Source organism: Planctomycetia bacterium, from assembly GCA_015075745.1.
Lineage (GTDB): Bacteria > Planctomycetota > Phycisphaerae > UBA1845 > UTPLA1 > UTPLA1.
This window is the reverse complement of sequence record JABTTW010000001.1, coordinates 1,803,231-1,817,069: the sequence shown is the minus strand read 5'-3', so window position 1 is coordinate 1,817,069 and position 13,839 is coordinate 1,803,231. Positions and strand designations below refer to the sequence as shown.

The window sequence follows — 13,839 nt, the reverse complement described above, 5'->3', positions numbered from 1 at the left end:
TGCATTTCGCGTCGTGAACATCGAAGCCGGGTCGTCGTGATTGCAGGCGGCCCAAGTTCGTGAGGGGGGCCCGGCTCCGGCCCCTGGATTGGTATCGGACATGGAGGCGGAAAAATCCAGCTATCCCGCATATTTCATCAGTGATCTTCGAATGGTGATGGACGGAGTTTTTCGGCTTTGTGCGTGAGCGGAGGGATGAAGGTGGAGGTTGGAGCGCGCAGGGCCCCCTTACCCCCAAGCGGTGATCAGGTTGTTTTTCGGGTCATGATGGGGCGGGCGGGATCAGGCGGAGTCGTGGAACCAGGGATCGCCACAGGTCCTGCAGGGGGCAGCTGCTCGACAGTCGCAGTACGACGCGGCGCACGGAGACGACCACCCGCGCGGCGACCTTGAGGAGTTTCAGGCGAATGGTGTTCACCTGGGCCTCGGCCAGTTCGGTGCCGGCCAGGGCCGTGCGGCGCAGCGTTTCCACCAGGACGTAGGCCGCCGAGGACAACAGCAGCCGGAACTGATTGGCCAGGAAGGCGTGGCAACTGGTGCGATCGGCGAAGAGCCCGAGCTGCTGCTCCTTGATGCGGTTCTCCATGTCGCCGCGGGCCGTGTACAGACCGTCGTAGATATCGTTCGGCGTGCGGTCGGTCAGGTTGGTCACCACGAATCGAACGTTGGGCCCCTGAACCAGCCGCTCGGCCTTGACGATCACGCGGCGCGGGCGATCCCAGGTCTGCGCCGCGTACTCGATCTCGTGGAAGTTCCGCACCTTCTGCTGCGTGGTGGCGAACTGGGCCTCGGCCGCCTGCATGAAGGACTCGGCCGCTTTCTCCAGGACGGTGTTGCGGGCCAGGCCCAGCACGTACTTGACGCCGTGCCGGTCGCACCATTTCATCATTCGCCGGCGGCAGAAGCCGGAATCCCCGCGGACGATGATCCGCACCCCGGGCCACGCCTGTCGCAAGCGCTGCACCAGCAGCTTCAGGATGGGCCAGGCGTGATGGGCCCCGTCGATGTTGCTGGGCCGCAGGTAGGAGACCAGCAGCCGCGAGCCGCAGAACACATACAGCGGTAGGAAGCAGTGGTGGTCGTAATAGCCGTGGAAGAAGCGGCCTTCCTGGTTGCCGTGGATCGGATCGTCGGTCGCGTCGAAGTCGAGGATCAATTCCTCCGGCGGCGATTCATAGGACGCGATGAACTGCTCCACCAGCACACGCGACATTCGTGCCAGGTCGCCGCGCGTGACGCGGTTCTCCAGCCGGCACAAGGTCGGACTGCTGGCCAGCGGCTCATCCGCGCTCGGCGGCCGCCCGGTCAGGACCGCCAGCACGGGATCGCTCCGCAGGGCTTGATGGTCGTTGAGATCTTCGTAGCCCATCGCAATGGCAAAGATGCGCTGGGCCAGCATGACCCGCTGGTCATGTTGAATTCGGGCCGGATCACGCGGGTCGTTGATGACCCCGGCCAGTTGATCGACCAGGCCCAGACGCCGCTCGACCTCCCGAAGCAGCAGACCCCCGGCGTCTGAGGTGAGCGTTCCGCCTGTGAAATCGGCCACGATTTTCTTGCGGCCGAGACTGGAAAAGAACATCGGTTTGCTGTTACAGTCTGTCACGAAAAAGCCTCCCTGCCTATGGACCGGAATGTTCTTACGAAACCCCAGTCTACAGGGCTTCGAGGCTTTTTCTATTCCTATTCAACGCCGACCTGATGAAATATTCGGGCTATGAGGAGCCGGCCTTTTGTCGGCGACACCGGCCGGGCAATTATCGGGAGGCCGGGATATGAGTGATTCTGCACCAGCGCGGGCACTGATCGTGTTCGAAGGTCGCGCAAAGCCGAAGGTGACATAAAGTGCGAGATGGGGCCGAGGGACCGAGGGGCCGAGGTGTTGAGGGTGGAGGCAGTGGCGCTGCCTGCGCGTAAGTCGAGCAAAATCGTAGGTGACATATGGTGACACACGCGAATTTTTTCGTTTGCAAGTCCTGCGGCGGGCATGTGTTGGGGTGATGCGCGATTTGGGTGGTTTTCTCGGTGGAAACGTCCAAAAATCGAAACGTCGAAATTTGGGGGACCTGCGGCCTGCGGCCTGGGGTGATGAGGGGCTGAGAGATTGCTGCAAGAGTGGTAACACAGGGCGATGCAGGGGCCGCTCGTGGGCCGTCGCCAAACGGCAAGCCGCTTCGTTGATCGCGCGTAAGTGCTGCAAGTTCGAAAGTGACAATAGGCGAAAAAAGTTTTGGGGGATGGTGGCAAGTGCTGTGGCGGGCTTGGGTTGGGGCGGCTCGCGATTTGGGTGGTTTTTGGGCAGAAACGTCGAAAAGTCGAAACGTCGAAATTGGGGAGGCTGTAGGCGCGTACGGGACAGGGAGAATGCAACTGCGGCGCGGGGCGCGAGGTGCTGGGTGGGTTCAGCGATGAGATTGAACCTGCGCGGTGCATGAGGGGGTGGTCTCCTCGCTAACTACACTTGCTCATCGTGCGCGCGGATTTCTTCGTGGGCGCGACCGGGCGCAGGCGCAGGCGGCCGGCATGAGGGGCATCATGGCTGCGAGGCCGTTGACGGGGAGGGCGAAGACGAGGAACTCGACGAGGTTAACGAGGTCGATAACGGGGTCGCAGAATTGGAGGAATGCCACAGTGATTCTGGAAGTCTTCTTTGCTGGACGAGTTGGTCGTCCGCAACAAAGAAGCGAAAGGGAGGGGCGAGCGACGCCAGGGAATACTGATTATTTTTTAGGCGGTTCTTGGTGGGGCCGGGCAGATGGGTGGGGCGCCCGTGGGAGCGGCCTGGGGCGTTACTTTGGCACTTCGGAGCAGTCGATTGTCTCTCCGTTGAGGTAGCAGGTTTTTTGAACGCTGGCTTCGATGGGGGCGTTGTCGGCGATGAGGAAGCCGATCAGCGAACCGACGCCGAGCGAGACACCGACGATGGGGGGCGGCGAGATGGAACTCAGGATCGAGGTGATTGATTCACATCCGGCGGTGGGCGAGAGGAGCGCAACGACGCAGACGACTTGGATCCATTTATTGGAAGGCTTACGCATGGTGTCACTCCGTGATCGATTCGCCACCGTTGAAGAGTGCGGACATCACTGCGCCGCACTGGGCGACGGTCAGGCGCCGACTTGATGATTCGCGACCGGCGCGCGTCTTCGACGTCGAGCGGAAGCGGATCGCAGGAAGCAGAGCGACATGAAACCGAAGAGGGTCGGCGCTGTACTCAGGACTCCGCATGGGGTCATGCGCCGGAGGGTGACCGTCGTGATTTCCGTGTAAACATCGTCCTCGCCGTCGCCGCCGCCACCTGCTTTCTCATCATGTATATCGTCATCGACGATGTGCACGAGGAGATATTGGACCTGCAGGGAGTTGTAAGCTGAATCCAGGCTGGCGATGGCATGACCGATAATTGAGACGTGTGGCCCTTCTGCGACGGTGTCGTTGATTGCGGTGACAGTCACTTCCTGGGGGACATTCCAGTTGGCGGCATTAAAGGTGATTCCCCGCGCAACTCCTGCGCCCGAGCCGATGCTGGTTTGCAGGTCCGGGGTGATTGTCACCGTTACATCGGCCGTGGGCTGAGAGGTGAGCGCGATGGTGTATGAGTCCGACGTCGCCCCTTCTTCATGGACATCGGTTGAGCCACCGGTTTGTGTGATGGAGAGTCCGACGGTGTCGTTATCCGTGACGATGGCGACGAGGCTCGAGACGGTCATGCCGTTGTAGTCGGCGTCCGCGCTGGCGACGGAGTGGGCGATGGTCGTCGAGTGCAGGCCTTCGGCGACGGCATCGTCGACGGCCGTGACGGTAACGGTTTGCGGCGTACTCCAGTTTGCGGTTGAGAACACGAGCATGATCGCCGTGCCGGGCCCCGCGCCCACGGTGCTCTGGTTGTCGGGCGTGACGGTGACGTTGACGGTGGCCGTCGGTTGGGAGTCGAGGACGAGAGTATATGTATCGGAACTTGGGCCTGCTTCGCTGACGGCCGTGCCGCCGCCGGTCTGGACGATCGTTACGCCGGAAATGTCATTGTCCGTGATGCTGACGACGATGTCGGGGATGGAGGATCCGTTGTAGTCGGGATCGCCGCTGGCGGCGGTATGGGTGATGTTGGAGGTGTGAGGTCCTTCCGGCAGCGCATCATCGACGGCGGTCACGACGACCGTGCGCGGGGCGCTCCAGTTCATCGTTGTGAACGTGATGTTAATCGGCACGCCTGGTCCGGCGCCGAGGTCCAGTTGAGTGTCTGTATCGATTGTGATGGTGACGTCGGCGGTGGGGCCGGAGTCGAGGACGATCGTGTAGGAGTCTGAGGTCGGCCCGGTTTCGCTGACGGCGGTCGAGCCGGCTGTCTGGTCGATCGTTGTGCCGTCGAGATCGTTGTCCTGCACATCGGCGGTGACATTTAAAATGGCAATTCCGTTGTAGTTGCCGTCGGCGCTGGCCGCCGAGTGGGTGATCACGGACGTGTGGGGGCCTTCGGGCGCGGCGTCGTCGATCGCGGTGATGACCACGGTCTGAGCCACGTTCCAGTTGCCGGCATTGAAGACTCGATTGACTGCGACACCGGCGCCAGCGCCGACGCTGGACTGACTGTCGGGCGTCACGGTGATGGTCACATCGGCGGTGGGTTGCGAGTTGAGGACGAGGGTGTAGGTGTCGGAGGTCGGGCCGGTTTCGCTGATGACGGTGGTGCCGCCGGAGATTTGGACATTCACGCCCGCCGTATCGTTGTCGGTGATCGAGGCAATGACATTTGCGCCGGTCAGGCCGTTGTAGCCGCTGTCGGCGCTGGCGGCGATGTGGGTGATGGTCGAGTTGTGGGTTCCCTCGGCCACGGCATCATCGACGGCCGTGACGATCACGGTCTGGGGCGTGCTCCAGTTTGCAGTTGTGAACGAAAGGGCAATCGGTGCACCCGAACCGGCGCCGACGTTGGTTTGTGCATCGGGATCGACCGTCACCGTTACGTTTGCGGTCGGTTGCGAGTTGAGGACGACGGTGTAGGAGTCCGAGGTGGGGCCGGTTTCGCTGACGGCCGTTGAGCCGCCGCTCTGGGTGATGACGATGCCGACAGTGTCGTTGTCGGTGACGTTGGCGACGACATTGGCGATGCTGAGGCCGTTGTAGCCTGTGTCGCTGCTGGCGAAGGTGTGCGAGATGGTCGACGTGTGCGGCCCTTCGGCGACGAAGTCGTCCACGGCCGTGACGGTGACCGTCTGGGGCGTGCTCCAGTCGGAGGTGTCAAACATGAGGACGACGGCGGTCGCAGCGCCGGCGCCGAGATCCGATTGACTATCAGGCGTGACCGTGACGTTGACGACGGCGGTCGGTCGGGAGTTCAGGACAATCGTGTAGGTGTCCGAGGTCGGCCCTGTCTCGCTGATTGCGGTGGAGCCGCCGCTTTGGACGACGGTCGCGCCGACAGTGTCGTTGTCGGTGATGTTGGCCACCACGTTTGAGATACTGATTCCGTCGTAGCTTCCGTCGGCGCTGGCCGCAGTATGGGTGATCGTTGAGGTGTGGGCGCCCTCGGCGACTGCGTCTTCGACCGCCGTGACCGTGACTGTCTGCGGCATGTTCCAGTTTGCCGCGGTAAACGTCAGCATGATGGCGACGCCCGCGCCGCTGCCCAGGTCGCTTTGTGCATCGGGCTGGACCGTGATGACCACATCGGCGGAGGGCTGGGAATCGAGTGTCAGTGTGTAGGTGTCCGATGTCGGGCCGGTTTCGGCGATGTTGGTCGTGCCGCCGCTTTGACTGACGGTGACTCCGGGGAGGTCGTCATCCGTCACGTTGACGACCACATTGGAAATGACGAAACCGTTGTAGTTGGTGTCCGAGCTTGCGGCCGTGTGGGTGATTGTGGAAGTATGAGGCCCTTCCTGGACGCCGTCATCGACGGCGGTCACCGTGACGGTTCTGGCAGAGTTCCAATTCGCCGACGTAAAGACGAGATCGATGGATGTGCCGGCGCCTGCACCGATGTCGGTCTGAGTGTCGGGGTCCACAGTGATGGTGACATCGGCGGTGGGTTGAGACTGGAGGACGATGGTGTAGGTGTCCGACGTGGGGCCGAATTCGTTGACGCTGGTGCTGCCCCCGCTTTGCGTAACGATGACATTGGCGGTGTCGTTGTCGGTGATGTTGGCGACGACATTCGCAATCGCGAAACCGTTGTAGTCGGTGTCGCTGCTGGATGCGGTGTGAGTGATTGTGCCGGTGTGGGCGCCCTCTGCGACGGCGTCGTCGATCGCGGTTGCGGTTACGGTCTGGGGCGTCGCCCAGTTGCCCGTGGTGAAAACGAGGTTGATCGCCACGCCGGCGCCGGCTCCGACACTTAGTTGCGCGTTGGGCGTGACGGTGATGGTGACATTGGCCGTCGGCAGAGATTCGAGGTTGATGGTGTAGGTGTCCGAGGTCGGGCCGGTCTCACTAACCGCGGTGGAGCCGCCTGACTGAGTAATGGTGACGCCGGGTATGTCATTGTCGGTGACGTTGGCGGTGACGCTTGCGATGGCGATTGCGTTGTAGAAGGCGTCTGCGCTGGCGGCGGTATGGGTGATGGTGGAGGTGTGAGGTCCTTCCTGTGCGAGGTCGTCGACGGCGGTGACGGTGACGGTTTGCGCCGTGTTCCAGTTGCCGGTGGTGAACGTGAGGTCGACGGGGACGCCTGCGCCTGCGCCGACATCCGTTTGAATGTCAGGATCAACGGTGATGGTGACGGTCGCGGTGGGCTGCGAGGTCAGGACGATGGTGTAGGTGTCCGAGGTCGGCCCCATTTCGTTGACGTTGGTTGAGCCGCCGGACTGGGTGACTGTGACGCCTGCGGTGTCATTGTCGGTGACGTTGGCCACGACATTGGTGATGGCGATGCCGTTGTACATGGTGTCGCTGCTTGCCGCGGTATGCACGATGGTCGATGTGTGCGCGCCCTCGGCCACCAGGTCGTTGACGGCGGTCACGGTGATGGTCTGCGTCGTGGCCCAGTTCACGGTCGTAAACGTACGAGTGATGGCAACGCCGGCGCCGGCGCCCACGGTCGTCTGAGGGTCGGGATCGATGGTGATCGTGACGCTCGCGGTGGGCTGTGAAGTCAGCACGATGGTATAGGTGTCCGAGGTCGGCCCGGTCTCGTTCACATTGGTTGATCCGCCGCTCTGCACGATCGTGACGCTTGCAGTGTCGTTGTCCGTCACGCTGGCGACGAGGTTGCCGATGGCGATGCCGTTGTATTTCGCGTCGCTGCTGGCGGCGGCGTGGGTGATGGTGGATGTATGAGGTCCTTCGGCGATCGTATCGTTAACGGCCGTGACCGTAACCGTCTGCGCTGTATTCCAGTTGGCTGTCGTAAATGTTAGATTGATTGCGACGCCCGTTCCGGAGCCGAGGTTGGTCTGATTATCCGGATCGACCGTGATCGTAACGCTCGCTGTCGGCTGGGAATTGAGCGCGATGGTATAAGTGTCGGAGGTGGGCCCGGTCTCGCTGACATCGGTTGTGCCGCCGCTTTGGACGATGTTGACCGCGGCAGTGTCATTGTCGGTGACATTGGCAACGACGTTGGAGATGGTGATACCGTTATAGACTGAATCACTGCTCGCGGCGGAGTGAGTGATGGTTGACGTATGCGCATCTTCGGCGACGGCGTCGTCGACAGCCGTCACGGTGATGGTCTGGGGCGTGCTCCAGTTCATGTTCGTAAACGTTCGGTTGACGGCGGTGCCGGCGCCGCTTCCCAGGTCGGTCTGCGTGTCGGGGTCGATGGTGATGGTGACGTTCGCGGTCGGCTCAGAATTGAGCACGATGGTGTAGGTGTCCGACGTGGGCCCGGTCTCGTTGATGTCGGTCGAGCCGCCGGATTCGGTGATGATGACGCCTGCCGTGTCGTTGTCGGTGACGTTGGCGACGACGTTGACGATGGCGATGCCGTTGTAGCTCGAGTCGGCGCTTGCCGCGGCGTGGGTGATCGTCGAGGTGTGGGCCCCCTCGGCGATGGCGTCGTCGACGGCGGTCACGGTGATGGTCTGGGGTGTGTTCCAGGTCATGTTGGTAAACGTCAACATGACGGCCACGCCGGGGCCCGATCCGAGATCGGTCTGGGCGTCGGGATCGACGGTGACGGTCACATTGGCGACCGGCATGGAGTCGAGTTCGACGTTGTAGGAGTCGGACGTCGGACCTGTTTCATTTACGTTTGTGGCACCGCCGCTTTGGGTGATGCTTACGCCCGCTGTGTCGTTGTCGGTGACACTGGCGACGACATTGGAGATGGCAATGCCGTTGTAGTTGCTGTCGGCGCTGGACGCCGCGTGCGTAATCGTCGATGCGTGCGGTCCTTCCGCGATGGCGTCGTCGACGGCGGTGACGGTGACGGTCTGCGGGGTACTCCAATTAGCGCTGGTGAAGGTGAGGACGATTGCCGTCCCTGCGCCGGCGCCCAAGTCGGTTTGTAGGTCGGGGTCCACCGTGATGACGACGTCGGCGGAGGGTTGTGCGGCCAGGACGATGGTATAGGTGTCGGAGGTTGCGCCGAGTTCGCTGACGGCCGTTGTTCCGCCGCTTTGCGTGATGGTCACACCGACGGCATCGTTGTCGGTCACGTTGACCAGGACGCTGGCGATGGCGATGCCGTTGTAGGTGGCGTCGGCACTGACCGCCGTGTGGGTGATGGTGGAGATGTGCGGACCTTCTGAGGCCATGTCGTCCACGGCGGTGACGGTGACCTGCCGGGAGACGTTCCAGTTGAGCGTCGTAAAGACCAGGTCCACTGGCGTTCCCGTTCCGGCGCCAACGTCTGTGTTATTATCAGGGTCCACGGTGATCGTGACCGAGGCCGTAGGCTGCTTGTCGAGGACGATCGTATAGGTGTCGGACGTGGCGCCCTGCTCGCTGACGTCCGTGGACCCGCCGGATTGGGTAATACTGACGCCTGCGGCATCGTTGTCGGTGATGTTGACGGTGACGTTTGCGATTGCGATGCCGTTGTAGTTTGTGTCGGAGCTGGACGCAGTATGCGTGAGAATGGAAGTGTGCGGTCCTTCCGGGTCGGCGTCGTCTACGGCGGTCACGATCACCTGGCGGGCGAAACTCCAGGTGCCGGGACTGATGACAATGACCTGATTGACGCCGGGCCCGAATCCCAGATCGACCTGGCTGTCCGCAGTGACGGTAATGGTGACGCTGGACGACGGGCGTGATGACAGGGTGATGTCATAGCTGTCCGAGGTGGGGCCGTTTTCGTTGACGTCGGTCGTCATGCCGGTCTGGGTGATAACCACGCCGGCGGTGTCGTTGTCGGTCACATTGGCCACGACGTTGGGGATGGCGATTCCGTTGTAGTTGCCGTCGGCGCTGGACGCGGTATGCACGATCGTGGACGTGTGCGGTCCTTCAACGACGGCGTCATCGACCGCCGTGACTGTCACGGTCTGCTCGACGTTCCAATTGCCGGTTGTGAAGGTCAGCAAAATCGGCGATCCGGCGCTGGCGCCGACGCTTGTTTGAGCATCAGGGTCTACCACGATTTCCACATCGGCCGTCGGGAGTTCATCGAGGACGATCGTGTAGGAGTCGGATATCGGTCCGGTTTCGTTGACCGACGTGGTGCCGCCGGACTGGGTGATGCTGACGCCCGGCGCGGCTTGGGCGACGGAGGTGATGAGTGCCATGACGAGGAGGGAGCTGCCCCAATGGATACGAATGGGCGCCGGCGCCCGAGCACTTCGTTCCACATTTTTTGCGCCAAGTATTTTGCTTGACGAATGGTGCGTGATGCTGAGTCCTAACTGCTTCTCACTCCGCCATGGGCGCGGGCCTTTCGCAAGAGAAACAAAATGAGAAAGCCCCGTCTTCACCGTTGTGACCCCGCCTATCGTGGGCATTTACCCTAACGATACAGTTTCGATATCGGCCCTAGGATGTCGTGAGTTAAGACTCGAGAAGTCGTGTATCAAGCTTTTACCGCCCGCAGATAAGGCCTGGTTGTTGCCCGCGCGAGGATTGCCGGAGGCCGCATTTTCGCCGGAAGTACCAGGGTCGATTTCAGGGTTGAGGATGACGATTCGGCATGTGTTGCGCGAGGTCGTGGAGCGGTGGACGTCCGTGTAGCACAAGGTAGTCTTCGCCGGGCAGAGATTTTTTTGAGTGCGGCCAAGCCGCGATGTGGCGGAGCGCGTCTGGTCCGCGATCGGCCGAGTCCGGCGTAGCGGCGTCGCTCGAAGCCGGGCCGGCGTCGGCATACAACTGCCGACCGGGATTCCGAGTACAATCCCGCGGGTGACGACTGATATGGACATCAATCGCACATTTCTCGCCAACATGGCGGCGCTGTGGCGGCACGATCCGCGACTGGCGCAGCAAATCGACGACATCGATCCCGACGCAAGACTTGCGGTTACGGCGTCCCGATCCGGCGCACTGACGGCCAGCGTGACGACGCAGGACGGCCGGACGATTTTCCTTCACAGCCGTTATGACCCGGTGAAGGAGGCCGCCGATTTCTGCGGCAATCTGGAGAAAACGGAGGCCGCGTGTCTGTTGCTTTGCGGGCTGGGGCTGGGGTATCACGTGCTCGCGCTGCGGGCGACGTTCGGCGATGAGGCGCTCGTTGTGGTCAGCGAGCCGGACCTCGTCACGCTTAAGACGGCGCTAGAGTTCACCGACCTTTCGTCAGCTATTTCGTCGGGGCGCGTTATCTTTCTGACGACTCTGGCCAAGTCAACGCTTCACGATCGGCTGACGCAATACTCCGTGCTGCTCATGCTCGGTACGCTCTTCGCGGTTCCGCCGGCCTCGCGCGATCACCATTCCGATTTTCACACGGCTGCCCGACAGGCGATTCTCGACTTTGCGGCATTCGCCAAGATGTCGCTCGTGACGCTTGTGCGCAACGCTGAGATTACGTGTCGAAACATCGCCAACAACCTGCCGACCTATGTTTCCACGCCGCCGCCGGACTTGCTGCGCAACCGATTCGCGGGATGTCCGGCGATTTTGGTCGCGGCGGGTCCCTCGCTGGCGCGCAACATCGATCAACTCGCCGATTTGCGCGACAAGGCGGTCATCATCGCGGCGCAGACGACGCTTCGGCCGCTGCTCGAGCGGGGCATCAGGCCGCACTTCGTGACCTCGCTGGACTTCAACGAGATGTCCAAGCAGTTTTTTCAGAATCTTGAAATTTCCGAGGACGTCGTATTGGTGGCCGAGCCAAAGGCGGCGTGGCAGGCGATTGACGCATTTGCGAGCCAGGGCGAGGGCCGGGCGCAGGGGAAAGTCATTCTGCTGCAAAACCACTTTGCCCATCGATGCATCGGCACGGATATCGCGCGGCGAACGCCGATGGAGCCGGGCTCCACGGTCATGCACCTGGCGTATTACCTCGCGCAGTGGCTGGGCTGCGATCCGATCATCTTCATCGGACAGGACCTCGGTTTCACCGGGCACGTCTATTACGCGCCGGGCGTCACGATGCACCGGTCGTGGACGCCGGAGCTGGGTCGCTTCGGCACGCTGGAGATGAAGGAGTGGGAGCGGATCGCGCGGCAACGGTCCATCCTGAGGCGGGTGAAGGACATCGAGGGGCGCGAGATCTACACCGACGAGCAGATGTTTACGTATCTGGAGCAGTTCGAGCGCGACTTCGCGAAATCGAGTGCCAGGATTATCGACGCCACGGAGGGCGGAGCGCAGAAGCGCGGCGCGGCGGTCATGGCGCTTCGGGAGGCCGCCGAGCAGTTCTGCCGCGAGGCGATCGACCCGGGTCGATTTGCCGTGGCGGCGAGCCGCTGGCGCGACGCGGGTCAGTCAGGGCCGGCGCGGGAGGCGCTGCGGAAACGTCTGGATGAGTTGGCGAGGTTTAAGGAGCTTTGCGAAGAGACGCGCGGGTTGCTGCTGGAGATGAAGGGACTGCTGGGCGATCCGGCGGCCTTTAATGCGCGGCTGGTGCGCGTGGACGAGCTGCGGACGCTGGTTCAGCGGCACGAGCTGATCTTTCAGATGGTTCGGGAGGTTTCTCAGCTCGGCGAGTTGCAGAAGATCGCCGCGGATCACAAGCTGGCGGCGTTGACGCAGGCGATGCGCGATCGGGGCGAGCGGCAGTTGTCGCGCGACATGCAGTTCATGGACAACCTGATATCCGGCTGTGCGCTGCTTGAGCGGATTCTTCGGGAGTCCGTCGTGAGGTTTGACGAGGCGATCGGAGGGGCGACATGAAGTTCATCGCGGCGGTGATCGCTGATCTTCGTCAGTCGCCATTGGGCACGCGAAGCCGACTCGCCGAGCCGATCGCGGGCGTGCCGGTGCTTCGGCGATGTTTGTCGCGGGTGAAGGCAGCGCGCCGAATTGATGAGGTGTTCGTCGTGGCATCGCCGGAGGACGCGCGGGGCGTTCAGGCGCTTGTTGAAGGATTAGGTGTTCAGCTTGAGACGGCTCAGTTGCAGGCGGGCCCTTTTCAGGAATTGGTGCGTGCGGGGCGATGGTGGGGCGTCGATGGGTGGCGAGGCGGGGTCGGCTCACTCTCGGTTTTTGATGAGGACATAAACCTGCCCGTGCTGGCGGCGCTGGCCCAGAAACACGAGGCCGATGCGGTGGTTTGCGTTCCCGGTGCGGCGGCGCTGGTGGATGCCCAGTTGATCGACGCGATGATCGAGCACTACGAGAAACTTGGGCACGAGATGAACCTGACTTTTGCGCAAGCGCCGCCGGGCCTCGCACCAATCATCCTCGGACGCAGTCTGATTGCAGAGATTGCGCTGGCGAATGAGCCGGTCGGATTGCTGTTGGCGTACAATCCCGATCGACCGGTTGCCGATTTGACGGGCAAGGACGCGTGCTATCGCGCGCCGGCCGCGGTGATCGAGGCAGGCGGAAGGCTGCTATGCGACACTTCGCGGGGGGTTGAGCGCGTCGGCGCGCTTATCGCCGCCGGCGCGGAAGAGTGGAGCGCCGAGCGGATCGGCCGGTACCTCTGCGAACAGGCGGCTTCCGAGGTTTTGCCATTTCCCGCGGAAATAGAAATCGAGCTGACAACCGATGCGTCGTTACCGGGCGATTCGATCGCGCGCCCGAGCGGCGATGCCGTCGGCCGGCGCGGTCCCATCAAGCTCGACGTCATCCGGGCAATCGTCGATGCAATCGGCGACCGCGATGACGTTCGCGTTGTGTTGGCCGGTTTTGGTGATCCTCTCGTACATCCGAGCTTTTCGGAGGTTTGCCGGATGCTGCGGCCGAGGGCGGCGGCGCTGGCGGTGAGAACCTACGCGCGCGTCGAGAGCGCCGATGCGGAGGATGCGCTGTTCGAGACGCCGGTCGATGTGATTGAGCTGCCGCTCGATGCGACCACGCAGCAAACGTATCAGGTCATGCACGGCGCGGACAAGTTTACTGAGGTTATGGCCCGACTGGAGCGATGGCTGGAGCGGCGCATCCGGGCGAATCGGGCACGGCCGCTGGTGGTGCCGTCGTTTACCAAGTGCATCGAGAACGTGCACGAGATGGAGGAGTTCTTCGACAAGTGGCAGCGGCGACTGGGAATGTCGCTCATCATCGGTCACAGCGACTACGCTGGTCAGCGGACGGCGAGGGCGGTGACGCGGACGACGCCGCCGGCGCGCGGCATCTGCCGGCAGACTTTGAGCCGCATGATGATCCTCGCTGATGGAAGCGTAACGACGTGCGATCAGGATTATCGCGGGTTGCAGACCACGGGGAGGCTGCCGGAAATGAGCCTGTCGGATGCGTGGCATTCGTCAAGACTCGAATGCGTACGGTCGCAGAAGATCGCCGAGATGCCGCTGTGCGGCGGATGCAGCGAGTGGCACCGCCCCTGACGCCGTCCACGATTTC

At 62.4% G+C, this 13,839-nt stretch carries 5 protein-coding genes; 2 read left to right on the top strand and 3 right to left on the bottom strand.

The genetic code is table 11. The features are described from left to right. Positions 1 to 262: 262 nt before the first annotated feature. From HS101_07145 to HS101_07135, 3 genes are all read right to left on the bottom strand, one after another. A complete protein-coding gene (locus HS101_07145) occupies positions 263 to 1,582 on the bottom strand; it encodes an IS1380 family transposase (protein MBE7506050.1) in 1,320 nt (439 codons plus the stop codon). Positions 1,583 to 2,789: 1,207 nt separating this feature from the next. Next, entirely contained in the window at positions 2,790 to 3,038 is a 249-nt protein-coding gene (locus HS101_07140; protein ID MBE7506049.1) for a hypothetical protein, read from the bottom strand. 69 nt (positions 3,039 to 3,107) lie between these two features. Further along, positions 3,108 to 9,665 carry a hypothetical protein gene (locus HS101_07135; GenBank protein ID MBE7506048.1) on the bottom strand — a complete coding sequence of 2,186 codons (6,558 nt, stop codon included), beginning with the start codon at positions 9,663 to 9,665 and terminating at the stop codon, positions 3,108 to 3,110. Between the two features lie 475 nt (positions 9,666 to 10,140). Between HS101_07135 and HS101_07130 the strand changes: the two genes are divergently transcribed. After that, on the top strand, positions 10,141 to 12,207 hold the full coding sequence (locus tag HS101_07130) for a motility associated factor glycosyltransferase family protein (protein MBE7506047.1): 2,067 nt from the start codon (positions 10,141 to 10,143) through the stop codon (positions 12,205 to 12,207). Further along, complete coding sequence (locus tag HS101_07125; protein MBE7506046.1) at positions 12,204 to 13,823, top strand: SPASM domain-containing protein; 1,620 nt, start codon at positions 12,204 to 12,206, stop codon at positions 13,821 to 13,823. Before HS101_07130 ends, HS101_07125 begins: the two co-directional genes overlap by 4 nt. The last annotated feature ends 16 nt before the right edge of the window (positions 13,824 to 13,839 follow it).